The organism is Fusibacter ferrireducens, from assembly GCF_015352425.1.
GTDB classification, from domain to species: domain Bacteria; phylum Bacillota; class Clostridia; order Peptostreptococcales; family Acidaminobacteraceae; genus Fusibacter_A; species Fusibacter_A ferrireducens.
Map to the genome: position 1 here is coordinate 212,093 of NZ_JADKNH010000006.1, position 26,906 is coordinate 238,998.

Here is a 26,906-nt window from a genome sequence, read left to right on the forward strand (position 1 = left end):
AAAATAACAAGATTTGAGCCGAAAGCTGTGCTAAGGCATGTTCACCCTCAAACAGCATCAGCGAAAATCGTTTTGAGGCATCGAAAGATGACTCAAATGTTTTTTTGCGATTATTCACCTCTTAGTGCCTTTGCTTTTTTTACGATAAATGTTGCGACATTAACACCCCTGTCATAACGCCCAAAGCCCTCGTCCATACCGTTTTCTCTTGCAATTTCTGGTGTTACCTGAGTGCCTCCAGCACAGATAATAAATTTATCTCTTACGCCTTTTTCCACTGCATATTCATGAATACGTTTCATGTTTTTATAGTGGACATCGTCATGTGAGATGATGGTTGATGCCAAAATGACATTTGCATTGAGTTCAATGGCTGCATCAACTAGTTTTTCAACAGGTACACTTGTCCCAAGATATTCAACTTCCATGCCATACTTCTCAATACCACCATGTTTGATATCAATAACTTCTCTAAGACCAACGGAGTGCTCATCTTGTCCCACTGTGCCCGCTACGATTTTAACTGGATGTGCCTCTATTAACGCTCTGATTTCATCATCACTCATCACTTCTGGTTCCGGTGGAATTTCAACCGTTCTCATGTCGAGATCCATATCCAGAACCCCTTTAACTTGTATTCTTGTCCCCTCCGATGGATGAAGCGCCTCAACATGGATCACTTCTGCATCTTTGAGGTTCATTTTTTTGGCAAACTCTAAAGCTGCGTATTGAGAAGGTCTTGCTGCCAATGGAATAACGAGGTCTACAGTGACAACACCATCTCCAAGCCATTGAACCTCTGGTTTAACAAATGGTGATTCCCCATGTTCACCTCTATATTTTTCGGTCTCTTCCAAGCGTTTATTCACGTTATCCGTCTCATCGAGTTCATCTATAAAGATGATCTTTTCAGGCTTTTCAAAAGTACAGCCGTCTATTAACCTTGCAGGATCTTTTTCAGCTGCTTCATCATATTGAGCCACGTTATTGTGGCCATAATGTGCTGTAACCGGTGCAAAGTAATCAGCTGCTCTTTCATAAACTGAACCTGCGCCAACGCCAGCATCGATCTTACGACCGATACCATCTCCATTTCTCTCTGGATACATGCCTGAATCCACGAAGAATCCCTTTTCAACAGCGTTAAAGTAGCCGCCATTTTCCAAAATTTCTTCAATGTATAAAACAGCTCTCTCCTTCAGTTCTCTTGCCTGCTCTCTGAGATACCCTTCAGATTTAAGCTCTACCATCTCCATTAACCCATCAAGTCCTGTCAAGGTTTGTTTAGCGGTTTCACAAGCCTCAATATTATACATATGCCAAGGCACATTTCTGCCTTCGTCTGGTGTAATTGTGGATTGAATGTCCGCTGAAGTCATTCTTGAAATAAGCATGTTCATAACATGTGTCACTGTGGCTTCTCTTGAAGAAGAGGTGATATACTTAGTATTCATTTGAGCTCTCATTTTGTACTCATCAAACAATTCTCTAAGGGCAACAGCATAAGGCAAGTCCAGCTTCATGCAAGGTGCTGGTGTGGATGTTGGCGGTACAGTTGATAAAGAAATATTGGCTTTAGGCATTCCCACTTTATGCGAATAAAGTGCATTGATTCCATGTTGAACCATTAATTCAGGCATCACTTTCCATGCTTCTCTAGCCGTTGCATTTGCATTATGAGCGCCATCAATTTGAACCATGTCTGCCCATGCCATTACTTTTTTGGATTCAGCAGCGTCAACAAAAGATCTCACCATATTGATGTTTCTGTAAAGCACGTTGTATTGTGGATCTTGATGTGCCCCGTTTACACCTTCTTCTGCAAGCATAACTGCAACATCTGGACCAGCAACACCTGACACGTATGAATGGTAATTAATTGGCCTGCCGACTTCTTCTTCAATTAGGTCCAGTGCTTTTCTATGCGCTCTGACTTGCTTTCTTGAAATTGGAATACCACCGATTCCCTGTGGTGTACCTTCTATAAGGCCATCAAAATGCGATTGCCCAGCGGTTCTGATCACCATGATGTGATCTGCCCCATGCCAAGCTGCCATCCTCATACGTCTAATATCATCTTCAAATCGACCTGAGGCGATTTCAGTTGTGATTGTATTATTAGGCTGTGGATCTATGTTGTTAAAATATTGAGATGCAGGACCTGCAATATAATTTTTAAGAGGTGTAGACATGTCTGAGTAAGTGAAAGGGCCATAAACTTGCTTGTCGCTTTTTTCTCTCCAAACCCATCCCCTTCTTTTAGGTACATAATGCTCAAGGTCATTTAATATTTCTTTTACATCGAGCTTCTTGTTGATATCCAGCTTTTGCATTATTTTACCCCTCCTTTGAACATTGTCACAGCATCATCCCAGTGTTTCCCTTCGATCAATTCAAGACCTGCTGTTCTAATATCAAGATTTTTGGCCTGAGCCACTTTGTAAACCACGTGTCCAGCCCCATGGCCTATTAATCCCCTGTCTATAGCGCCATCTACTAGAGGCTGTGCTTCAAGACTAGAAAATCCCATTCTGAGTAGTACTGATCTTTCCACCGCTGGTGATGTGTGCGTTTTTGCCAAGTCAAGTAACGGGTCAACAACTTCCTCCAGTAGATTCCAGAAACGTTCTTTGAGCTGTTCATCTGTGAGATCTGCTAGATGTACTCTTCTTTGTTGAAAGTCATCTTCTCTCTTTAAAAAGCCTTTCATTGAATGATCCTCCTTATTTTTTATCTCCGCATGAGATTTAAGCTTCAAAATATAAAAATTAGAAAAATGTGATTTAAAATTTAACTTCAAGTTCCCTTAATACACTGAGTACAAACGCTTCATCCATTCCTGTCTCATCCATTAAAAACTGAATATCCTCTTTAGAGACAGATTTGACATTGTTATTTTGAACTGCATTTTTTACCACTGATTTACGTATTTTTTCCATGTCTAAATCAATGGCTTGAATGAGACTTGGATGTTCGGGTAAAATGATATTCACACCAGGAATTTGATCTTTTGGATTGCCGAATTTAATTTCGATGCCATTATCTCTCGCAAATGAGAGTTGAGGTTGAATATGCTTGCCCGCACCAGTATATTCTGTCTCTTGAACGATGATGATTTGATCTTCATCGAGTTCACGTGCAATGCTGAAAGCCGCCGCAAGTGAAGTATTACCTGCAGGACCTCTTTCTAGGCCTTCTATCTGAGCAAGTGCCTCTGTCATGTAGAACACTTCTCCTTGTGTTACAGTGACATAGCGATCCATATAACGCATAGGTCTTGCCGCTGACCGCGGGACATCCGAGCGATCTGGATACGTCGCAAATGGCAATCCAAAACCCGTGTGTCCTGTTGTAAATGATTTTTTATTAAATTGGCTGTCACTTGCCATGTGAAGACCTGATAAATCCACAGAGGCACCCACAACGACAGTATCTGTAGCTCCAGCCTTGATTAAACCTCTTGCTGTACCTGTTAGGTTACCACCGCCTGCATTCGTACAAACGACCACATCTGGGTCCTTACCCACTCGCTCTCTCATTTGCATTGAAAGTTCATATCCCAAAGTTTCAACGCCTGCTATGCCAAATGGCGTATAGAGTGAGGCATTAAAATAGCCCGTTTCTTCAAGTAACAAAAGAAACTGATAAAATAATTCGGGCCCAACTGTAAGTTGGACAACTTCTGCACCGTAAGCCTCGCACTTACGTGCTTTTTCCACTATTTCAGGCTGTCCTAGACCTTTAGAATCAAATGTCTCTTGAACGATAATGCACTTGAGCCCTTGCATTGCCGCCTGTGAGGCAACAGCAGCACCATAATTGCCGCTTGTTGCTGCAATAACGCCCTTGTAACCTAGTTTTTTTGCATGATGAACGGCATTTGCAGCTCTTCTCGCTTTAAAACTGCCCGATGGGTTTCCACCTTCATCTTTAATAAATATACGGGCGCCTTTGCCTTTTTCAGAACATTTTCTAGCAAGTGCTGTCAAATTTTTGAGTTCAAAAATTGGCGTATTGCCCACACCGGTTTCTCCTTGAATGCTTTGCATTTCCTCAAGTGTGTACCCTGTTTCATGCATCATTTTTTCATAATCAAAGCCAATCCCATCGCTTTCAAAAGTTGCGTAGTCTATCCCAATAGCTTTTTTCATAATTTCATTTCTTCTGCTCATCACTGCTTGATAGCTATTATCTTTCATCTACGTCACCTCCAAAAAGGATATCTTTTAAATCGATCCCTATTTGTAATAATTCAGGCACAAAATTACCAAAGGAATGTGAGTAAGTAGGATTGAATTCAACAATTTTACCCGTTTCCAATCGGCCTGTAATCGTTTTAACAGTAACTTCCTCGCCTAACTTTGAATCCGACTGTGCAAAACCTTTAACCCACATTTCAAGAGGCACTTTTTTAGTATCTTCCGGCACTTGAGGCGCTCTTTGCTCACTGGTTAATATAATTCTATGAATTTTGACCCAATCGCCCTTTTTAATTTGCATCTCGGGCACCACCTTTCTGTATAATAACATTTGAGTCACCTGTTGATGTCTCAAAACGATTTTCGCTGACGCTGTTTGAGGTTGAACATCCCTCATCACAGCTTTTGGCTCAAATCTTGTTGTTTTAATAACATTTGAGTCATCTCTCGATATCTCAAAACGATTTTCGCTGATGATCGCTGTCTGCCGAAACCTTATTTGATCATTTTTCTCATATCTCCCATGATTGCTCTTGGAACTGGCAAATCAAGCATTGTTTTAAGACCTGGATCAGCATTAATGACTTGTGGAATCATGTTGACACACATGGCAATTGTCCCAAGACCGCCCTCAACTTCTGGTCGAATACTCATATTGACTTCTGGCGTACCCTTTATTGTGACATAGTCCCCAGTAAAAGTACCTTCCATTTCTGGTTCAATTTGTTGTGGATGAATCATATCAATTTTCACTTCGCCATTGACAAAGCCTTGACCTGTCATGTTGACACCAGCTACATTGCCAGCAGCCGCAAAACCATATGGCGATTTGCGATCAACATTGGTCACAATAGGTTTCATTTGAGTTTCATATTTTTCAACGTCCCATCCTATTGCATCACCAATCATTCGAATGGATTCAGCAAAGCCAACATGACCTGCAAGCGAACCATCAGCTACACCAGCGTTAAACTCGTCCACAGTGATGCCCACGCCTTGCTCTTCCATTACCGCAGGACCAAATGGCGATAAACTGTTCACACGTTTCGCTTCAATATGCGTTACATCTGTCATACAACCCGTCAAAATAACCACTAATAAGTCCATGATCAAACCCGGATTGATACCTGTTCCCAAAATAGAAACGCCATTTTCTTTTGCTATTTTATCGAGTTCAGCAGCAAGTTCTGGATTTTGAGATTGCGGATAAGACATCTCTTCTGCAGTAGAAATCACATTTATTTTTTTCTCAAGCACAAATTTTAATCTTGGAAATGCTTTTGCTGTAAAAGAGTCCGTCGCACAAAGACAGATGTCAGCACATTTCTCCGTTAAGACTTCTTCTATATTGGGATTGACAATCACACTAGGTCTATCACCTCTATCAACTCCAAGGATCTCATATATATCTTTACCGACTCTTGCTTCATGTCTATCACAAACACCCACAATTTCAACGCCAGTTTTCGACGCTAACATTTTCGCCATACCACTACCCATGGCTCCAAATCCCCAAATTACTACTTTTACATTCTCATTTCTCATCAGAAAACACCTCCATATTGTAATTAGCCTTATGACCATAAATAAACGCAAATACTGTGCCAAATGCATAAAACGATTTAGAGAATGCTTTAAGACATTGAAAACACAGGATGTTTATATATTCATACATTGTATTTCCCAAATAACACCACCCAAATTCAGCGTTATATTTTACATATTTATACATAATTCGCAAAAAATCTTGCTATTTTAATTGAAAATCAAATTTTCTCTAGAATAAAGCAAAATATTTTGCTATCTAAAATAATTAAAGCAAAATATTTTGCATTTTGTTTTTTATACACTTTCTCTTTAAAGTCATCTGTAAATAGTTTATAATCTCATAAAGCGAGGTAATCCTATGAAAGCGATAATTAAGGACCCACAAATTAAAAAGTTTTGCTATTATGGTTTTTTTAAGAATTTAAAATTCTTTGAACCCTATCTCATTATTTATCTGTCTTCAGTTGGGTTATCCTATCTTCAAATTGGTGCCTTATACGCTTTCAGAGAAGCCGTCGTTTATATTTTTGAAATTCCTTCGGGTATAATTGCAGACACTTATGGCAAAAAATTTGAGCTCATGACCTGCTTTATTTTTTATATGATTTCGTTCTCGCTGTTCTTTATCAGCAGCCATTTTTATGTCATCACGCTGGCAATGCTCTTCTTCGCACTGGGCGAAGCTTTTAGATCCGGCACGCATAAAGCCATGATTTTTGCCTATTTGGAACAAAAGAATTGGTTTGAATACAAGACATTCGTCTACGGCAGAACACGTTCCTTTTCGCTCATTGGAAGTGCACTATCTTCAATCATTTCTATTGCATTCTACTTATATGCAGGGAATCTTAAAATATTATTTGCATTTTCCATATTGCCTTATGTGTTTGATTTCATATTAATCGCCTCATATCCCGAGAGTTTAAACGAACGCCATAAAGTTACTTTTTCTCTTTCCGACTTCTTTAGGGAAAACAAAAGACAATTAACGCGCTTTTTAAAATCCAAAAAATTGATCATGCTCACGTTGAATGCCGCATCTCTAGATGCTATTTTTAAAAGTGTTGAAGATTACATTCAACCTATTCTACAATTGCTCATCATCGCCACATTTGAAGCTACGGAGTCAACTCTGGTGGTCTATTTGGGTGTTGTCTATGGCATCATCGGTGTGATCAGTGCCGCTGGATCACGCAATGTCTATAAGCTTCTCAATCGCTATTCAAAGGCAAACCTCTTGGATCTGTTTTATAAACTCATGATCCTGATCTTCTCAGGTATTGCACTTTTCACTTATTTTGAGCTCAGAATGATTATTGTGTTGCTCTTTATCCTTTCCAATATTTTAATAGATTCAAGACGGCCAGTCTTCGTTGACATTATTGGTGATCACTTGGAAAAAGACCAGCGTGCCACGGTCTTATCCATAGAAAGTCAGTTGAAATCGTTTATCGTAATTTGCGTGGCCCCTCTATCTGGTGCCATTGCCGATCATTTTGGCTTCACTGCTGTCTTTATATTCTTAAGTGTACTTATGTTGATTTTATTGCAATTTTTTTCCGTTACAAAATTGTTCCAAAAACAAGCAAGCCATTAGCTTATTTTTATTCATGGAGGCCAAATGAAGAATAAAACTGTTTATCTACTCATGATCCTTGCCACATTTTTCTGGGCTGGTGCATTTATTGCCGGCAAGTTGGGCATCAATGCATTGAGTCCCACACTCTTGACTTTTTTTCGGATGGGGCTTGCCAGCTTGATTCTCTTTCCTGTGTTAATCCACAAACACCCCCAGACTTGGAAAATAAATTCTGACCAACTCAAAATCGTCATTGCCACAGGCCTGATTGGCATGATTGGATATCACATGTTCTTTTTTAGCGCACTCAAATACACCACAGCCTCAAAAGCCGCTATGATCAATGCCAGTAACCCGTTGATTACTGCTTTTTTAGCCAGTTTATTTGTCAGTGAAAAACTCACTCTAAAAAAAATCTTTTTTATTTTCACAGCACTTTTAAGTGTCATTTTTATTCTCATTAACGGCAATATAGAGAACCTACTGACCTTAACTCTGAATAAAGGCGATCTCCTCATGCTTTGTGGTACGCTCTCATGGGCGATCTACTCTGTTATTGTGAGAAAATACATCCGTCAATTTGGGGCATTAAAACTTTCTGCCTACACCTTTTTGTCCAGTACCATAATGCTTGCCCCCTTTGCACTGATCACTTTTGTCAAGACCAATGCCATTGCCGTAGGACTCAATCCCTACCTTGCCGTGATCTATATGGCCATCTTTCCCACAGTAATCGGCTATCTCATCCAGCAATATGCCATTGGTCAAATTGGTGCATCTAAAACAGCTCTTTTTATCAATCTCGTCCCCATAATCTCCACTTTACTGGCAGTTATACTGCTCAACGAAACCGTTCATTTCTATCATCTTGTGAGTCTCATTGGCATCATACTCTCTGTCATTGGATTTAATCGCGTCAAGGTGTAGCAGGCCCTATTGTTGCACTTAGAAACATCCAATGCACCTTATCAGTGTTCTATCGACTTATGAAAAAAACTGGCCTCATTGCCTTCAATATATTTGAAGACTTTAAGAACCAGTTCTTTTTAATTAAGCAATTTTTATAATTATTTCAACTTACGCCAACATCATATTTTTACTCATGTCAGCATGGTAAAATCATGTAGTTTGATGCCCCTTTTTTCTTGACATTCTTTTTAATTTTAGCAAGTTGTTCACTCAATTTTTCAGAAGTTGAGTAAACAGATAAATCGCCGTATATACCAGAAACAGATAAGGAAGTCAAAGGCAACTCTCTGAAGACGCCAAAACGATCTTCCGAATGTATTTTTCCAATCTCCAAATGCTCTTCTTTAAAAAACAAGGCCTTGTCACGTTCAAATCTTGAAATAATAGTCTTGCATAAATTCACATAAGTGTCCATTTCTCCGTTGACCACTAATACGAAATCATCGCCACCCACATGTCCCAAGAAATTCGAGTAAGGGAATCTCTCCTTTACCAACTCTTTGAGCATATCTGCCAAATATCGAATCATGACATCTCCTTTTTCGAAGCCATAAACGTCATTGTAAATTTTAAACTCATTGATGTCTACGTATAAAATAAGCGAACTGCTTTTATAAGCAACCAAATCTGTCAAAACCCTATTGATAATCGGATTACCTGGAAGTCCAGAAAGCGGATTATGTTCCTTTGCATTATTTTTTTCATACATCAATGCGTATTCCATGATCTTTTTCATAGTCACAAGTCCAAAGTATTGATTACCCTTTATAACAATGACATCATCAAATAAGCGATCATCAGATCTCTCCATAGCCTTTTTGGCCACCACATTAATGGGCGTAAAATAATCCACCACTAGAGCATGTTCGTACATGATTTTAGAGATAGGGCGATTGGAGAACACCGCATAGCCATACTTTCCAGACATGGCTGCATCTAAATCATGTTTCATGACAATGCCCTTTGGGATGTTATTGTCACAAATGCAGACACTTTGCTTGCCTGTATTCTCTAAAAAACTCTTAATCGTCACACAGTGCGTCATGGACTCATAAGTTGTTTGATCACTCTCACTGACCAAAGTGGAAATATAGTGATACTCTGATGAGTACGCATTCATATTGTTCGCAATTTGGTTATAATCTTTGATTCGCTTAATCAAATCATCATCTGCATTGGACAGACTTCGAGCAGGTTGTTTTAGATAAAACCCTTGCGCAGCATGTACGCCAAGCAAAATAAGCGTTTTGAGCTCCTCTTTTGATTCTATTCCCTCAGCAATTACCTTGATATTAGTAGTAATAGAAGTATCCACAAAGGCTTTTATTAAAGACTGTTTAAAAGCATCCTTATCGATGTTTCGAATAAGATCCATATCAATTTTTATAAAGTGCGGCCTCACTTCATTAATGGTTTTAAGCCCTGAATAACCTGCACCAACATCATCTATTGCAATCTGATAACCTTGTATCCGGTAGTTTTCCAAAATACCCTGAAAAGACTCGTAATCATTGATTGAAGTCCGCTCGGTGATTTCAAAGACAATTGAATTTTCCGAAAGTCCATTTTGAGCCAAATATTCCTTTGTAAGTCCTGATTTAAACTCAGTGGATTTCATAATGTCAGGATCAACATTTATAAATAGAAGTTGATTCTTTTTTAGCATTTTAGCCCTTTCAAGTGCCTTTTGTCGAAATAACATTTCGAGTTCCCATATTTTCCCTAATTCATGTGCTGTTTCAATCAACTTGAGCGGCGAATAAAGCGGTGTATTTTCTGGTCCACGCGATAACGCTTCATAGCCCAATACTTCACCCGTTTTTAGACTAAAAATAGGTTGATACAATGTTGTAATACTCTCGTTTTCAAGTATCTCTAAGAAAATTGACTCAATATCGCTTTCATTTTCTACATGTTCTGTTACATCCATCAATGGTAAAGTCATGAAGAATCCCTCTCTTTCTTTTCAACCATACCATTCAGATTTTAAATCCTTGTTAAGACCAAATCAAACTTAAGTAAAAATAATCATTCAAAAATTCAGTCTGCAATAAAAAAAGAGCCTATTCGGCTCAGTCCATTGAAATTCCATATATTTTAATTTTATATTGTAGATTTTGCCTTGAAATATTGAGGTGTTTCGCCGCTTTAGACACATTATTATAATAATAGGCCAATGTCTTTTTTAAAATATCCTTCTCGATATTTTGTAGATGCACATTGAGATCATCCACTTCTATGACATCGTCTTGGATGTATTTGCTCTTTAAGAGAAGCACTTCTAAAACATGACTTGGCATGTGTTCTTTTGTAATCACATGTTCATCTGTAATAAGATTCATGGCCGACTCAATGAAATTTTTTAACTCTCTTATATTACCTGCCCAATCGTAAACTTTAAATGCATTTTGAAGTTCCTCAGCAAGCATCCATACATCCTTGTCCAATTTGTCATTATATTCTCTAATAAAATAATCCACAAGAAAGGGAATATCATCTTTCCGTTCATTGAGGCTGGGAATTCTGAGATTGATGACATTGATCCGATAATAGAGATCCTTACGCATATGTCCGCTTTCAATGAGTACCTCTGGCGCTTCGTTGGTAGCCGCAATAATCCGAACATCCACAGGAAGGTCTTTATTCCCGCCAACACGCCTTACATAATTTTCTTGTAAGACTCTTAAGAGCTTAGCTTGCAATGACATGCTCATACTATTAATCTCGTCTAGGAAGAGTGTGCCTCCGTCTGCTTGTTCAAAGAGTCCTGGTCTGTCCTGAGCACCTGTAAAAGCACCCTTAGCTGTGCCAAAGAGCAAGCTCTCCAAGAGGGAATCCGGTATTGCAGCGCAATTTTGAGCAATAAAGGGATGATTTTGTCTGGCGCTGGCAAAATGAATACTCTGAGCAAACAATTCCTTGCCAGTGCCTGTATCCCCATAGATTAAAACGCTTGAAGTTGAATTAGAAGCTCTCTTTGCAATTTTAATAGCTTCTTGATACTTCTCATTCTTGCCAATCAGTTCATCAAAATGGTATTGCCTAATGCCCAATTCCTTCTTGACAGGCTTTATTAACTTCTGTTGCAATTCAATGATTTGCTCCGTCATATCTGTGACTGCAGTGAGATTTTTGGCGATTTCCACAGCGCCTATAAGTGTCTCTTCTTCAAAGATTGGGTATGTAGTATTAATTGTTGAAATGCGTTTCCCTTTTAAATTCAGATACGTTTGTTCTCTATTAAAAATGGGCATTCGAGTGTTGAGCACAGTGAGTAGAGTGGAATTCTCTTTAGTCCAGTCTGGAAATATATCCAGTAGATGCCGTCCAATTACTTGATTTTTCTTTAGTCCTTCAATCTCTTCCATTGCTTTATTGTAAACAATTGAAATACCATTGAAGTCAACAATGTGGATGCCTTCTTCAATGGTATCTAATATATTTTTACTTGCTCTAAATAATATTTGATCCAAATTCATAAAATCCCCCATTTTTTGAGCAATTTCAACCTTACAATGGTTGCATTTCCTTGTGATGCTTTTGTACAATCATTTCAATATGCGCCGTATATTTTTTACTTTTAAGAAATTTCTGATCATTTTTTTTGATGACCAAATAAGTGCCAACCATCAATACAAGTCCTAAAAGTGCAGAAGGCACCTCAATATTACTTAAATTCATCATTCCAAAGATCGGTTGCCCTAAAAATACACCTATTAAAAGTGCCGCAAGCGGTATTATATACATGATAAAGGCCGCTTTAAGTACACTATCTGTCCCCATGACCACTTCAACCAAATCGCCTTCTTCGCCATGTACATCATTAAGTGCTATTAGGTGAACATCCTTTTGATCATCACCCAAATGGCAAGCGCCACAATTGCCGCAAGCAGTATGTCTCATCAGCTTCACTTTTGAATATTGCCCCATCTCTTTTACAATAATACCAGTTCGATTCATCATATCACGCCCTTTCCGATTCAATCCATCATTTTATCTACTCTATCGATTAAACCCATTTACCATTTCACGAGCTCATACAAATGCATAAAAACAGCACTGCCTTCGTGAGTCTGTCTTCACAAGATTGTTTCTATACTATAATTATAGGCCTTCTAAAACAAAGCGTCAATGAGAAGAACTCTCATTGACGCTTCACATCGCTTTATTTCTTATTTTTTTTCAACAGGTGTTATTTTAAGGAATAGCTCATCAAGCTGTTTATCATCAGCGAACCCAGGCGCATTTGTAAGCGGACACCTTGCATCTTGCGTCTTAGGGAATGCAATAACGTCTCTGATGTTCTCTGTCCCTACGATCAACATAATAATTCGATCCAAACCATATGCAAGTCCACCATGTGGCGGCGCTCCGTATTTAAAGGCATCAATAAAGAAACCAAATTTCTCGTTGGCATCTTCTTCTGTGAAGCCAAGCGCTTTAAACATTCTCTCTTGAACTTCTGGAACATGAATCCGAATCGAACCGCCACCAATCTCATAACCATTGAGAACAATATCATATGCCTTTGCCCTACAATTTGCTGGGTCTGATTCCAACTTTTCAATATCCTCATCCTTAGGTGATGTAAACGGATGATGTTTTGCCATGTAACGATTTTCTTCTTCGTCATATTCAAAGAGTGGAAAATCCGTTACCCATAAAAATTCATATTTTGAACGATCAATCACATCTAATTTTTTAGCAACTTCGCATCTAAGCGCACCTAAGGCATCGAATACAACACTTGATTTATCTGCAACGAACACCAGTAAATCCCCGTCTTCACCATTCATCTTTTGAATAATTTCACCCATCATTTCAGGGGATAAAAACTTGGCGATTGGAGAAGTCACTTCACCACCTGAAAGTTTAATCCAAGCAAGTCCTTTTGCACCATAAGTTTTGACAAAATCCTCTAACTTGCCAATCTCTTTTCTTGAAATATTGCCTGCATGGCCTTTGAAGTTTATGCCTCTAACATCACCACCATTTGCGACGGTATCCTTAAATACTTTAAAATCAGATGTTTTGACAATTTCATTGATGCACTCCAATTCAAAGCCAAATCTCAAATCGGGCTTATCTGAACCAAAACGCTCCATAGCCTCTTTATAAGTCAACCTCTTAAGCGGTAGAGCCACTTCAACATCAGCGACTTCTTTAAAGATGCGCTTAAGCAATTGCTCATTCATGCCCATCACATCGTCCTCATCCACAAAGGACATCTCTATATCAATTTGAGTAAACTCAGGCTGACGATCCGCTCTGAGATCTTCATCTCTAAAACATTTCGTAATTTGATAATATCGATCAAACCCAGAAACCATAAGCAATTGTTTAAACAATTGCGGTGACTGAGGTAATGCATAAAATTTGTTAGGGTTAACACGACTTGGAACCAAGTAATCCCTTGCACCCTCTGGAGTCGGTTTTGTAAGCATTGGCGTTTCCACATCTATAAAGCCATTTTCATTAAAAAAACTTCTGACAACTGAAGTCACTTTATGTCTAGTGATAAGACTTTTTTGCATTTTAGGCTTTCTAAGGTCTAGATAACGATACTTAAGTCTCAATCGCTCACCAGCATCATCGTTATCCTCCACGTGAATAGGTGGTACTTCAGACTCGCATAAGATCTTTAGTTCTGATGCAAAGACTTCAATTTGACCGGTTGGCAATTGATCATTGACAGACTGTCTCTTTTCAACTTTCCCTGTTACAGCCAGTACGTATTCATTTCGAATCGAAGATGCTTTTTCAAAGGCTTCAGCAGAGACATCCGCATCAAAGATAATCTGACAAATACCTTCCCTGTCTCTTAAGTCTACAAAAATCAAGCCACCAAGATTTCTTCTTTTTTGTACCCATCCCATTAAAGTTACGGTTTCACCAATATTGGCTTCACGTAACGCACCACTATAATGTGAACGTTTTAATCCATTTAATGCTTCACCCATGTCTTCCTCCAATAATTTATTTACCAGCTCGAATTTCTGCTGTTATTTTTTTGATTTTATCTGTTTTCATACTCGTGAATTCATAATCGAGGATTCATGATCGAGGATTCATGACTATTATATATAAATCCTGCGGATTCATCAATACGCCTGATGCTTTTTTGCAAGCACTTCATCAAACCGCGTAATATAATCCTCAACGCCTTTAAAATTGGCGACGCGCTCAAATCGATTTTCCTCAGGAAAACAAATTTTAGAAACCGCACCAGCACCTAAAGCCACTATAGTGTGTCTTTCTTCCATAATCCTCATATTGTAAAGCGATTCATAGCCAATCTTGGCATAGCCTACATTTTCAAGATGACCGATCATCTTTTTTTGCCTATACATATAATAAGGCGCATACCCATTTGCTCTAAGAGATAGGTCCGACATATGCATCATAGTCGCCACTGTATGATCATGAGAGAGCTCGTATGCTTCTATCGATTCGTGAAGTCTAGATGCTCTTTTAACCGCTAATGTGTGAATGGTTATATTTTCAGGATCGAGCTTCAATGTCTCATCAATTGTAGCACTTGCCAATGCCACATCTTCCTCAGGAAGTCCCATGATGAGATCCATGTTGATACTCCTAAAACCAATCCTTTTAGCCAATTGCATAACCTCTTGAATATCGGAGACCTTATGATTTCTGCCAATCAAATTTAACGTCTTATCATTCATCGTTTGGGGATTGATACAAATACGATCGACGCCATACTTTTTCAAGACTTTAAGTTTAATCGCATCAATCGTATCTGGTCGGCCTGCTTCCACTGTAAATTCCTTCACAAGGCTCAAGTCAGTGGCCTCACAAATGGTTTGTAATAATCGTTCCATTTGCACAGCATCTAAGCTGGTAGGCGTTCCGCCGCCTATATAAATACAATCAATCACCTGACCCTTTTTATGGATCAGATCAAAGGTAAACTTAATTTCTTCCAATAATTTTTCTAAGTAAATCGGCACTAACTTTGCCTTTTTTTCAAGTGAATTAGAAGGAAAAGAGCAATAAAGGCATCTTGTTGGACAAAATGGAATACATATATATATCGATATTTTATCGGATTCTATTGGAAATAAGTAAGGTCTTTCTCTTTGTGCAATTTCAAGCAGCAAATTGATCTTTTCTTCCGATATGAGATACATTTCACTCAGTTGCTTTCTGATTTCAGAAACACTGAGGCCTTGATCCATGAGTTCATGTACAATCTTAACCGGTCTAATGCCAACGAGAATGCCCCATTTGGACATGGGTTCATAGTATTTGACCATCAACTCATATAAAGCCCTTTTCATTTTGCGTTTGAAATGGGCTTTTACGGTTTTCAGTTCGACAACTTCATTATGATGATCCACTTGTATCTCTAATCGAAGACACATTTCTGATTCAGAATCTTTTTTTACATCGGATACTGATTCTACAGAACATACCTGCACACCTGAGGATAAAGATGAATTTGAAGGCACATATTTGTAATCATCTATCACTTCCACAATCAGACCATAATCGCCTTCTGAAAGATGCTGATTGTACATGTCCTCATCCTCAGTAAAGGATAAGTGAGATTTTAACACAAAGATCTCAAGCAGGTTTTCAAGATCATAAAAATGTTTTCGATCCCTTACAAGCACTATTAAATTCTTCATTTTTGCAACATCCTAACACCTATAAAAACGGATTTTTCTTTCTTTCAAAACCAATGGTCGTACTGGCACCATGTCCTGGATATACAGTGACATCATCCTCTAGAGCCAGCAATTTATCCTTAATTGCACTGATCATCTGTTTATGATTACCACCATATAAATCCGTTCTCCCCACAGAACCGTAGAACAGCGTATCCCCTACGAACAATATTTTCAGGGTGCCAAAGTAAAGACAAATACCACCTTTGGTATGCCCCGGTGTATGGATCACACTACATTTATGTTTACCAACAGCCAATTTGGCATCTTCACCAATCGTTTTGTCCGCTTTAAATGCAATGTCCGGTCCATTCATATTAAGCGTTAAATTCAGCGCTGGATCTTCTAAGAGTTCCGCATCATCGTGATGAATTAAAACTTTTGAACCCGTCAGCTTTCTGAGCTGTTCTACTGCACCAATATGATCACCGTGCCCATGCGTCAAAACAATATATTTTACTTTAAGATCTTTGCTTTCAATTTTTTTATAGATGCGATCCGCTTCTCCACCTGGATCTATTACCATGGCCTCTTTGGTTTCCTGATCTGCTATAATATAGCAATTAGCAGCATAAGAACCAACGGCAAGTCTTTCAAGTATCATGTTTCCTCCTTAAATCGTTCACTAAAAGTTTCTTTGTGAATCCAACATTATTGTTACAGGCCCATCGTTTTGAATGTCAACGATCATATGAGCCCCAAATGTACCCTTTTGCACAGTAATGCCTTTACCCTTCACCGCCTCCATAAAGGACTCGTATAAAAGATTGGCTTCTTCAGGTTTTGCCGCACTGCTAAAACTTGGTCTCTTGCCTTTTCTCACATCCCCATATAGGGTAAATTGTGAAATACAAAGCATTTCTCCACCAACATCTAAAAGCGATAAGTTCATTTTATCATCAGCATCTTCAAAAATGCGCAAACCACATATTTTCTCTACCATATATTCGACATCCTTTTGAGTATCACCTTCGCCGACACCCAATAAGACATTTAATCCCTTTTTAACCGTACCTACAATTACGCCATCAACCTCCACAGATGAAAAATTCACCCGTTGAACAACTGCTCTCATGTCTAGCTCCTTTATTTTTTACGATGTAACCCTTTTAACTTCAATGACATCCGATAACATTTTTACCTTTCGAGTAAATTTGTTGAGTTCTTCTATATCTGAAATCTCCATGGAAATATTGATGATTACGATGCCATTTTTATCAATTTTAGCACTAATTCCCGTCATCATCATATTGAGGTCATGCATCATTGTCGTAATATCCGACAAGAGTCCCTTTCTATCTATGGATACCACTTGAATATTGGTCAAATATGACGATTCTTTAGAATCAGCCCATTCTACTTCTATGAATCTATTTTTGGAATCATCGGTCTTCTCAAAGTTTTCACAGTCAGCTCTGTGAATTGTAACCCCTCTTCCACGGGTGATATAACCAATAATTTCATCGCCTGGAACTGGGCTACAGCATTTGGCAAATCGAATTAAAATATCATCAATGCCCTTAACGGAGACACCTGTTTCATTTTTCTTTTCTTCTTTTCGCTTCGAATGCTCTTCTGGTTTTTCAACTTCAGGGACCTTTTTAGCCTGTTCTTCTTTTTGTTCTTTAATATACTTTTCTCTAATTTTAGGGACGACTTGATTCGTCAAGATCCCCCCATATCCAATGGCATTATACATATCATCTAGAGACTTTAAGCTGAGTCTTCTCAATATTTCGGCTAAATATTCTTCATTGAGCACAACCTTAGTTGGTAAATTTTGCTTACGCAACTCGCTCATGATCATTTCGTGACCTTTTTCAATATTCTCTTCGCGACGCTCTTTCTTAAACCATTGTTTGATACGTTGTTTTGCCTGTGTGCTCTTTACAAACTTAAGCCAATCACGTGAAGGACCAACTGCATTCTTACTCGTTAGAATTTCCACGCGCTGTCCATTTTGAAGCTGATAGTTAATCGGTACAATGCGGCCATTGACTTTGGCACCAACGCATTTGTTCCCCACTTCAGAGTGAATTTTATATGCAAAATCGATTGGTGTAGACCCCACCGGCAAATCCACCACAGCTCCATCAGGCGTAAAGACAAATACTTCTGTATTGAAAAGGTCAAACTTTAAGGACTTCATGAATTCACTCGGATCTTTAAGATCGCTTTGCCATTCCATCATTTGTCTGAACCAAGAAATTTTCTTTTCCATCTCTGTGTTGGCAGCATTAGTGCCCTCTTTATACTTCCAATGCGCAGCGATACCGATCTCAGCGATTCGATGCATTTCTCGCGTTCTAATTTGGATTTCAAAGGGTTCGCCATTCCCCATTAAAGTCGTATGAATAGATTGATACAGGTTTGGTTTAGGCATGGCGATATAATCTTTAAATCTGCCAGGTATAGGCGTCCAAAGCGTATGCACCGCACCCAAGGCACTGTAACAATCTTTGATATCATCACAAATAATACGAATTGCCGTAATATCATATATTTCATCAAATTCCTTGTGCTGATATTTCATTTTTTTATAAATGCTATAAAAATTTTTAGGTCTTCCATATATTTCGAAGTTTATGTGAAGTTCAGTGAGCGCTTTGTTGAGTTTAGCCAAGTAATCATTGATAATAGATTCGCGCTCTGTCCTCTTTTTATCCACTTTTTTAACCAGATCCAAGTATCCCTCGGGATCTAAATACTTCAAACTCAGATCTTCAAGTTCCCATTTGATTTTAAAAATCCCCAGTCTATTGGCAATGGGCGCAAATATTTCTAGAGTTTCTTCCGCTTTTTCCTTTTGCTTTTCAGGTGGCATATTGCCAAGTGTTCTTATATTATGAAGTCTATCTGCAAGTTTTATCAAGATCACTCTAATATCACTTGACATGGCCAGAAACATTTTCCTTAAATTCTCAACTTGTCGCTCTTGTTTTGTCTCATAATTGATGACAGCCAATTTAGTGACCCCATCTACCAACAGCGCCACATCATCACCAAATTCAGTTCTTACATCTTCAAGTTTCACCGTAGTATCTTCAACAGTGTCATGCAATAAAGCTGCAATAATCGTCTCTTCATCCATTTCAAGTTCAGCAAGAATCAGTGAAACGTTAGCAGGATGACTGAAAAAAGGCGTTGTTCCATCTTTACGCATCTGCCCTTCATGAGCGATTTCTCCATATTGATAAGCTTTTGCAATTCTATCCAAATTCACATAGGGCGCAAATTGTTTTACTCGCGTCAAATAGTCTTCTAAGTTCATAAGCACACCATTATTTCTTTCCTATAATTAAGCCATATTGGAACCTCGGTGAAACCCTTTTTGGCTCAAATTTTGTTGTCTATAATAATAGTTCGCATAGGCTTACCTTGCGAACTACTTATATATATTGTAACGATTACCGTTTAAATTTACAACTCTTTTTTATGACTCAAAAGGGATAACTGAAAATACTTCATAGCCCTCAAGTTTTTCTCTTCCATTTAAAAATTCTAATTCCATTAAAAATGCAAGTCCAACGACTTCGCCACCGAGTTTTTCAATGAGTTCGCAAGCAGCTTTGGCAGTGCCTCCAGTTGCAAGCAAATCATCCACGATCAAAACACGATCTCCAGCTTTAATCGCGTCTTTATGGACTTCTAAAGTGTCCACGCCATACTCAAGTTCATATTGATGTTTTATGGTTTCATATGGCAACTTACCAGGTTTTCTAATGGGTACGAATCCTTTCTTAGTCAATACAGACATTGGCGCTCCTAATAAAAATCCACGAGCCTCTGGACCAACTATGACATCATACTCAACCCCCTCCAGCATCTTAATACAAGCATCAATCGCCTGCGCGTAAGCCTGTCCATCTGCTAATAGTGTTGTAATATCTTTAAAACTGATACCTGCTTTTGGAAAATCCTCAACCACTCTAATTTTAGACTTAAAATCCATCTGACTGCCTCCTAATAATGCGCCTCTCTGTGAGGCCCCCATATTTTTTTATAAAGCGGTAAAGCTTCTAAATCAATCCGCTTTTCTGGTTTGGCTAAAACGCGAAGACTTACAATACCACTTTTCTCTGAATATTGAATCAAATTCATATCCATTAATAAATCCAAACAAATCAAGCACTTTGGCATGGTCAAATTCAACTGATGCGCTTTTTTCTTGAGCTCAAATTGAGTTAACGAACCTATATTTTTATAAAAATGCATCAAATCATTTCTGCTGGGAATGTGGATTGATAAATTCCAATTTTCTTCTAATACAATCGCAGCAGGTATTTGATTCATCGTACTTTCATAAGGCATGAACACAACATCCATATGGCCTTTCACGCACTCTTTAACATCGAGTTCATTGAAATGTAAAGCATATGCATAAAAATTGCGTTCAAAAAAATAATCTTTTAATCGAATCATTCCTTCAATAGAATACACAAAGAGTGTCTTATTTTCAGGGGCAAAGCATATTATATCAAAATCTGACTCACTTGTAAATTTACAGATATTCTTTTTGGGCGTGCCTGCTTCAATAAAATTAGAAACCGCTTTCATCATTTTAAGTTCTAACAATTCACTCATGGGCATATGGGCTTTGACTACATCCTTAACCATGAACTGAATAGTCTCAACACCCATGAAATGATTGATCTCTAAATTCAAAAGCAAATGCAGCTTATCTTGTTTTCTTAAGTAACGACTTAAATGTGCATTGTTAAAGGACAAGGCATCATATACCCTGACCCCATCATTGACAATCATTTTGAGATGAGTTTGTTCCTTACCGATGCATTTAAAGTCTTCCAATATCAAATTTTCAAATGTGAATTGAGGTTTTGGATTTGAAAGTCCAAAGGGCTTTAAAGCATCAATCTCTTCTATGAGCTTATGATTGACCATTTGTGGCTTAAGAATACCATCCGTTTTACGTCTTCGTGTGAGCATTTCAAAAGAAATGTTGGATTCACTGTATTCTAGAAGTCCCTGCTTAAGCAATGGCACATGATCTGCTTTCAAGGTCAAACCCGCTGCTTGTTCATGGCCTCCAAATTTCTCATACAACCCTTTAAACTGACTCAAAACCTCGAATATGCTGATACCATCGACACTTCTTGCAGACCCTTTTGCCAAACCATCTTCCATGTTGAGAATGACCACAGGTCTAGAAAATCGATCGCAAAGCTTAGAAGCAACAATACCTATAATGCCAGTATGCCAAGCCTTGCCCACCACAAGCAATATCTTTTCTCTTTCAAGATCAATATCCGTCTTTATAAAATTGAGGGCTTCTTCTAAAATCAGTTTTTCCCTTGATTGTCTTTCAGCATTGAGTTCACTTAAAGTTTTAGCAATGGACTCTGCTTTCTGAACATCATCCGTTAAGAGCATCTCCACAGCAATTTTGGGATCACCAATTCTACCCGATGCATTTATCCTCGGTGCCACAATAAAGCCAATATGTCCAGCATTGATTTCCTTTCCTTGAAGATTAGCTTCTTTGACAAGAGCTCTAATCCCTGGAATTTGAGATGACATCATCTGCTTAAGACCCAATTTAGCAAAAATTCGATTTTCATCTCTCAGTGGTACAATATCCGCAATGGTTCCAAGAGCAACAACGTCCATAACGGTGGGGGCAAATTCAATAAAAGCATCTCCCATAAGCGCTTGAATAAGTTTTAAAGCGACACCGCAGCCACAGAGCATCTCAAAGGGATAACCTTCGATTTTAGGATTCAGTATGGCCAATGCCTCCGGTAGTGTCTCTTGGCATTCATGGTGATCCGTGACAATGACATCTATGCCGAATGTTTTGGCATATTTCACTTCTTCAACAGCTGTGATGCCACTATCCACAGTTATAATCAATGAACCTTGCATCTCGTGAATCATTTCAATGCCCTTACGACTGATGCCGTAACCTTCGTCATGTCGATCGGGAATATAATAAGATACGTCCAATCCTATATATTTAAAATAACGACACATGACTGTGATACTTGTAATGCCATCTACATCATAATCCCCATAAATCCATATTTTTTCTTTTGCGCTAATAGCCTTTTTTATTCGATCGACAGCAACAGTCATATCTTTCAATAAAAATGGATCGTGCAAATTCTCTAGCTTTGGTGAAAAAAAAGTATTCGCTTGTTCAGCAGTGGTCATGCCACGATCCAACAACAACTTTGTAATAAGTGGTTCCGTATTAAAAATCTTGCTATATTGCTTTATATGGTCTTCTTCAATATTAATCGAATGCCATATTGAGTTTTGAAAAATCATTTAGTCACCGTTTTCTAAATTGTTATTTTGTGCAGTTTCATCATTCGGCATGGTTTCAACAGCAGGTGTATTTTCTCGAGCTCTTAAAGTTTCATTTGCCTTTAATTCATTAATCAAAGCTTCTTTTAGCGATACTTTTTCTTCAAGTTCCTTGATATAAGCTTCCTTTTGAATCAGTTTCTTTTCAAATTCTGTATTTTTTTTGTTCAATTCCTTCATTTGCTTATTGGTTCTTAATTTCTTAAATGCATCGAAGAACCAAATAATAAGCGCACCGATTAGAGCTGAAGCTATAATGACAATCGCCAGTGATAATTCTACTTTGGCAAAAAAGAAACTCACTGTAACAACAGATGCATTAAAAAGTGCAAAAGCTGCAATAACAATGGCAAAAATAAGTGTTAAAACGACATTTAATTGCATATAAACCTCCTTTACAAATATGTTTCGCTGTTTAAAAAAGCGTTATAATCAAACCCACCTGTTTAGTTGAAAGTTTTGATCATAACGCTTAAGATGACATTTGTTATCTACAGATATTCAATATGATTAATTAGCAGCATATGAGCCTTTACGTGCAATTTTATTTCTAACAATTGCCCATACAGGACTTGCAATAAAGATCGAAGAATAAGTACCTACAGCAATTCCTGTCATAAGTGGTAAAGCAAATTCCCTAATAGATTCAACACCTAAAAAGTAGAGCGCACCGATTACAAGTAAAGTCGTAAGCGAAGTATTGATAGATCTTGTGAGCGTCTGATTAATTGATTTATCTGCAACTTCAAAGTGAGATTTTCCTTTTGATCTTTTAACATTTTCTCTTACTCTGTCAAAGACAACAATGGTATCATTGATTGAGTAACCCACAATAGTCAATATCGCCGCAATAAAAGAGGAGTTTACAGTCAAATTGAAAATAGAATACACTGAAATTAAAATCAATATATCGTGAAGCAATGCCACAATTGCAGCCACGCCGAAAATCAACTCAAATCTAAACCAGATGTAGATGAGCATGAAAATCGCCGCAACACTTATTGCCATTAAAGCTCGGTTTCTAATCTCTGATCCAATAGCCGCACCAAACTGTTCTGCGCTTCTAAAATCAGAATCTTGTAAATTGTATTTTGTCTTTAGTACATTAAAAATTTGTGCTCGGTCTTCATTGGATAAAGATGACTTCGTCTTAATGATCACTTCATGTTTTTGCTCCCCAGCATGAACAATTTCTGGCGAGAGATCAAATTCTTTTATGGCATCACTTACTTCGCTGACGCTAACCGTCTGATTGAGGTTGATTTGCATCATTGTACCGCCAGTGAAATCTATCCCAAAATTAAGACCTCTTGTAAGCATCAAAACGAGGCCAATTAAGATGACAGCACCTGAAATGCCAAACCATAATTTATATTTTGGTGTAAATTTAATTTCTTTCATTTCAGCTACCCCCTTGATCCATAGAGTTTTTTACGATCTGTGAAACCAAGCGATAGTTTCAATAACGTTTTAGTGACGACAACTGCTGTGAACATACTTGAAACAATACCAATCATAAGTGTAACTGCAAAACCTTTGATTGGCCCTTCTCCAAATATAAATAGGATAACAGCTGCAATAAAAGTCGTGACATTTGAATCTATAATGGTTCTCATCGCTCTGTGGAAACCACCATCAATAGAAGCTCTAAGCGATTTTCCAACAAGCATTTCTTCTTTTAATCTCTCAAAGATAATGACGTTGGCATCCACCGCCATACCAAGAGATAAGACAATACCTGCAATCCCTGGCAATGTTAATGTTGCATTAAATCCGATCATGACATAAAGCACAATCGTTGCATAAAGGACGAGTGCTATAGATGCAATGATACCTGGTATACGGTAATATACAAGCATGAATAAAACCACTAGTATCAAACCAATCTTAGCAGCATTAATGGCTGATTTAAGTGAATCCAGTCCCAACGTCGGCCCAATTACAGAAGTTTGAATCTCTTCTAATTGAACGGGAAGTGCACCACCTCTAATGAGTGTTGCAAGTTCGTTTGCAGCTGCAAGTGTAAAACTGCCTTCAATGACTGCACTATTATCTGTCAAAACCTTCTTTACTGTTGGTGCAGAAATTACTTTCCCATCCAATAAAATCGCGATCTGTCCAATCTGAGTACCGTCATTTGTTGCCGCTCTTGTACCTTCTGTGAATAAATCTGTACCTGTAGAATCAAATTTTAAAGCTACTACCGGTTGATTGTATGAATTCGTTGAAACATACGCATCGTCAATGTTTTCGCCTGTTAAAACGGTTTCAGACTCGAACATATCACTTGTCATTCCTGAATAAGCTGGTGTATCACCAGTTACTCTGGCAAATTCAAGTTGCGCTGTTTTACCGATCATATTGATCGCTTCTTGAGCATTGCTCACACCCGGTAATTCTATCCTAATGCGTTTATCCCCTTGAATCGTAATAATAGGTTCTGTCAATCCAAGTTCATTAACACGTTTTCCAATAACTTGCTTTGTCTGTTCCATTGTCTTAATCAAATCTGTTCCTGTTTCGTCTGTCTTTGCTTCGTAAACGACCACGACGCCACCTTTGATATCAAGGCCTAATTTCATAGAATCATTTACTGATCCCAAAGTGTAACTGCCGATAGTTAACCCATTCATCGCCACAAATGCAAGACCTGCTATGAGTGCAACAACTAGGAAAAACAAGATCGTATTTTTTCCTTTCATCTAGCTTCCTCCCTATTTTGATTTATGATGTTGTGACAATTCCACATATTCTATGGCAGATTGCTTAATCTGTTCAATTTCTGCGTCCGTTAGGGTTCTCACGATTTTTCCCGGAGACCCCACGACTAATGAATTGCTTGGAATTCTCTTATTTGGTGGAATTAGAGCCCCAGCTCCAATGATGCAATTTCTTTCTACATAAGCACCATCTAGAACGATTGCTCCCATGCCAATCAATACATGATCTTCCAAAGTACAACCGTGTACGATTGCGCCATGACCGATTGAGACATACGGTCCAATCGAAACTGGAAAACCATGACTGGTGTGGATGACGACTTGATCTTGAACATTTGTATAATTTCCAATAAAAATGGGTTCGACGTCACCCCTAACTACTGTATTATACCAAATGTTCGCACTTTCTTCTACTATTACTTCTCCTATAATATCAGCACTTTCTGCTATGAAGCAACTCGGCTGAATTTGAGGTCTTTTGGATTTGAAATCTTTAATCATAACGTACCCTTTTCTTCATTTAATTTGCCATAAATGTATATGGAACATTCAATACGTTTTTTCTCCAGTTCACACCCTAAATCATAAGGCACATAAATGTCTTTATTAAAATTATAGGCATTCGCATGACAGCCGCCACTACAGTAAAATTTCGCCCAGCACTCGCGACATTTTTCTTTATTATAGACATGCGCATTTTTAAATTCATTTGTTAGGCCAAAGTCTAAAAGGCCTGCCATGACATTACCCATCTTAAAGTGCTCGTCTCCAACAAATTGATGACAAGGATAAATATCTCCCACAGGTGTAATGGCCAGATATTCAGAACCTGCACCACAACCGGATAGGCGTTTCACCACACAGGGTCCTTGTTTCATATCAATTGCAAAGTGGAAAAAAGAAAACTCTTTTTCAGTGCCTTTTCTTTCAATCAAAGCATCTGCAAGCTCATCGTATTGCTTGTTGATGAACTCTATATCTGCTTCAGAAAGTGCATAGTGATCATCAGGATGTGCTACAACAGGTTCTATCGATGTCGACTTAAATCCCAAATCCGCTAAGTGCAAAACATCTTTAGCAAAATCTTTATTGTACTTCGTAAAAGTCCCTCTCACATAATAAGATTTACCCTTACGGCTTTCCACTAATTTCTTGAACTTAGGGACGATCACATCATATGTACCGCCACCTGAAATTGTGTATCTCATCTTATCATTGACTTCTTTTCTGCCGTCAATGCTGAGGACGACATTTTCCATATGCTCATTCACATACGCCATAATTTCATCGTTGAGCAATACACCATTTGTAGTCAGTGTAAATCTAAAGCGTTTCTTGTGTGCTTCTTCTAAACTGCGACCATACTCAACCAATTGTTTAACCACCTCAAAATTCATAAGGGGTTCCCCACCAAAGAAATCCACTTCTAAGTTTCTCCGGTTACCCGAGTATTGAACGAGCAAGTCTAAAGCCTTTTTACCGACTTCAAAGGACATCATTGAACGATCGCCTTTAAAATCACCCTGAGACGCAAAACAATAAGCGCATCTTATGTTGCAATCATGCGCAATATGAAGACACATGGCTTTAATGACTGGACTTCTATTTTGAAATTCAATAGAATTGACATATTGGTCATCAGTAAACAGCATCTCTTGTTCTATTAACTCATCTATTTCATCAATTGTTTCCTTAATCATTTCTTCTGGATAGCGGTCCATCAAATTTTTAACGACGTTTACCGGAGATGTTTTGGGATAATATTCAAGTACATCAGATACGATTTCATCAACCACATGTACCGCACCACTATTCACATCAAGGACAAAGTGTAGATCGCCTTGCTTAAACTTATGAATCATTAAATCCTCCA

General features: G+C 38.2%; 22 protein-coding genes. 2 read left to right on the forward strand and 20 right to left on the reverse strand.

Annotation, left to right across the window (positions count from 1 at the left end):
- Nucleotides 1–110: 110 nt before the first annotated feature.
- The 5 genes from oraE to ord form a co-directional block, all read right to left on the reverse strand.
- The gene (oraE, locus tag ISU02_RS11360) at nt 111–2,333 is read right to left on the reverse strand and encodes a D-ornithine 4,5-aminomutase subunit OraE (protein WP_194701965.1); all 2,223 of its coding nucleotides are present in this window, start codon (nt 2,331–2,333) and stop codon (nt 111–113) included.
- The gene (locus ISU02_RS11365) at nt 2,333–2,710 is read right to left on the reverse strand and encodes an ornithine aminomutase subunit alpha (RefSeq protein WP_194701966.1); all 378 of its coding nucleotides are present in this window, start codon (nt 2,708–2,710) and stop codon (nt 2,333–2,335) included. The genes oraE and ISU02_RS11365 overlap by 1 nt, the downstream gene beginning before the upstream one ends.
- Nucleotides 2,711–2,783: 73 nt before the next feature.
- Entirely contained in the window at nt 2,784–4,199 is a 1,416-nt protein-coding gene (ortB, locus tag ISU02_RS11370) for a 2-amino-4-oxopentanoate thiolase subunit OrtB (protein ID WP_194701967.1), read from the reverse strand.
- Nucleotides 4,189–4,500: a 2-amino-4-oxopentanoate thiolase subunit OrtA gene (gene ortA, locus ISU02_RS11375; RefSeq protein WP_194701968.1), complete on the reverse strand. Its 312-nt coding sequence runs from the start codon at nt 4,498–4,500 to the stop codon at nt 4,189–4,191. The genes ortB and ortA overlap by 11 nt, the downstream gene beginning before the upstream one ends.
- 194 nt (nt 4,501–4,694) lie before the next feature.
- Nucleotides 4,695–5,744, reverse strand: a complete 1,050-nt coding sequence (gene ord / locus ISU02_RS11380) for a 2,4-diaminopentanoate dehydrogenase (RefSeq protein ID WP_194701969.1) — start codon at nt 5,742–5,744, stop codon at nt 4,695–4,697.
- Nucleotides 5,745–6,105: 361 nt separating this feature from the next.
- Here ord and ISU02_RS11385 point away from each other — a divergent pair, with 361 nt between their 5' ends.
- On the forward strand, nt 6,106–7,344 hold the full coding sequence (locus ISU02_RS11385; RefSeq protein WP_194701970.1) for an MFS transporter: 1,239 nt from the start codon (nt 6,106–6,108) through the stop codon (nt 7,342–7,344).
- A gap of 24 nt (nt 7,345–7,368) precedes the next feature.
- The gene (locus tag ISU02_RS11390; RefSeq protein WP_194701971.1) at nt 7,369–8,253 is read left to right on the forward strand and encodes a DMT family transporter; all 885 of its coding nucleotides are present in this window, start codon (nt 7,369–7,371) and stop codon (nt 8,251–8,253) included.
- 178 nt (nt 8,254–8,431) lie between these two features.
- On the opposite strand, the gene ISU02_RS11395 is transcribed toward ISU02_RS11390, so the two are convergent.
- The 15 genes from ISU02_RS11395 to scfB form a co-directional block, all read right to left on the reverse strand.
- Entirely contained in the window at nt 8,432–10,240 is a 1,809-nt protein-coding gene (locus ISU02_RS11395; RefSeq protein ID WP_194701972.1) for a GGDEF domain-containing protein, read from the reverse strand.
- A 127-nt stretch (nt 10,241–10,367) separates the two neighbouring features.
- Nucleotides 10,368–11,774 carry a sigma-54 interaction domain-containing protein gene (locus ISU02_RS11400; RefSeq protein WP_194701973.1) on the reverse strand — a complete coding sequence of 469 codons (1,407 nt, stop codon included), beginning with the start codon at nt 11,772–11,774 and terminating at the stop codon, nt 10,368–10,370.
- Between the two features lie 31 nt (nt 11,775–11,805).
- On the reverse strand, nt 11,806–12,258 hold the full coding sequence (locus ISU02_RS11405) for a SoxR reducing system RseC family protein (RefSeq protein ID WP_194701974.1): 453 nt from the start codon (nt 12,256–12,258) through the stop codon (nt 11,806–11,808).
- Between the two features lie 209 nt (nt 12,259–12,467).
- Nucleotides 12,468–14,255 (reverse strand): aspartate--tRNA ligase, encoded by a 1,788-nt coding sequence (gene aspS, locus ISU02_RS11410; protein WP_194701975.1) that lies wholly within the window; start codon nt 14,253–14,255, stop codon nt 12,468–12,470.
- A 141-nt stretch (nt 14,256–14,396) separates the two neighbouring features.
- Nucleotides 14,397–15,947, reverse strand: a complete 1,551-nt coding sequence (hemZ, locus tag ISU02_RS11415) for a coproporphyrinogen dehydrogenase HemZ (RefSeq protein ID WP_194701976.1) — start codon at nt 15,945–15,947, stop codon at nt 14,397–14,399.
- A gap of 19 nt (nt 15,948–15,966) precedes the next feature.
- A complete protein-coding gene (locus ISU02_RS11420; protein ID WP_194701977.1) occupies nt 15,967–16,590 on the reverse strand; it encodes an MBL fold metallo-hydrolase in 624 nt (207 codons plus the stop codon).
- Nucleotides 16,591–16,611: 21 nt separating this feature from the next.
- On the reverse strand, nt 16,612–17,061 hold the full coding sequence (dtd, locus tag ISU02_RS11425) for a D-aminoacyl-tRNA deacylase (protein WP_194701978.1): 450 nt from the start codon (nt 17,059–17,061) through the stop codon (nt 16,612–16,614).
- A gap of 18 nt (nt 17,062–17,079) precedes the next feature.
- The gene (locus ISU02_RS11430; RefSeq protein ID WP_194701979.1) at nt 17,080–19,257 is read right to left on the reverse strand and encodes a RelA/SpoT family protein; all 2,178 of its coding nucleotides are present in this window, start codon (nt 19,255–19,257) and stop codon (nt 17,080–17,082) included.
- Nucleotides 19,258–19,419: 162 nt separating this feature from the next.
- Nucleotides 19,420–19,938 (reverse strand): adenine phosphoribosyltransferase, encoded by a 519-nt coding sequence (locus tag ISU02_RS11435; RefSeq protein WP_194701980.1) that lies wholly within the window; start codon nt 19,936–19,938, stop codon nt 19,420–19,422.
- An 11-nt stretch (nt 19,939–19,949) separates the two neighbouring features.
- Nucleotides 19,950–22,274: a single-stranded-DNA-specific exonuclease RecJ gene (gene recJ / locus ISU02_RS11440; RefSeq protein WP_194701981.1), complete on the reverse strand. Its 2,325-nt coding sequence runs from the start codon at nt 22,272–22,274 to the stop codon at nt 19,950–19,952.
- Nucleotides 22,275–22,697: a LapA family protein gene (locus ISU02_RS11445; RefSeq protein ID WP_194701982.1), complete on the reverse strand. Its 423-nt coding sequence runs from the start codon at nt 22,695–22,697 to the stop codon at nt 22,275–22,277. It abuts the gene before it with no gap.
- Nucleotides 22,698–22,823: 126 nt separating this feature from the next.
- Nucleotides 22,824–23,714, reverse strand: a complete 891-nt coding sequence (gene secF / locus ISU02_RS23935; RefSeq protein ID WP_228727793.1) for a protein translocase subunit SecF — start codon at nt 23,712–23,714, stop codon at nt 22,824–22,826.
- Nucleotides 23,715–23,719: 5 nt separating this feature from the next.
- The gene (gene secD / locus ISU02_RS23940) at nt 23,720–25,015 is read right to left on the reverse strand and encodes a protein translocase subunit SecD (protein ID WP_228727794.1); all 1,296 of its coding nucleotides are present in this window, start codon (nt 25,013–25,015) and stop codon (nt 23,720–23,722) included.
- A 12-nt stretch (nt 25,016–25,027) separates the two neighbouring features.
- Entirely contained in the window at nt 25,028–25,534 is a 507-nt protein-coding gene (locus ISU02_RS11455) for a gamma carbonic anhydrase family protein (RefSeq protein WP_194701983.1), read from the reverse strand.
- Nucleotides 25,531–26,895 (reverse strand): thioether cross-link-forming SCIFF peptide maturase, encoded by a 1,365-nt coding sequence (gene scfB, locus ISU02_RS11460; RefSeq protein ID WP_194701984.1) that lies wholly within the window; start codon nt 26,893–26,895, stop codon nt 25,531–25,533. The genes ISU02_RS11455 and scfB overlap by 4 nt, the downstream gene beginning before the upstream one ends.
- Nucleotides 26,896–26,906: the final 11 nt, after the last annotated feature.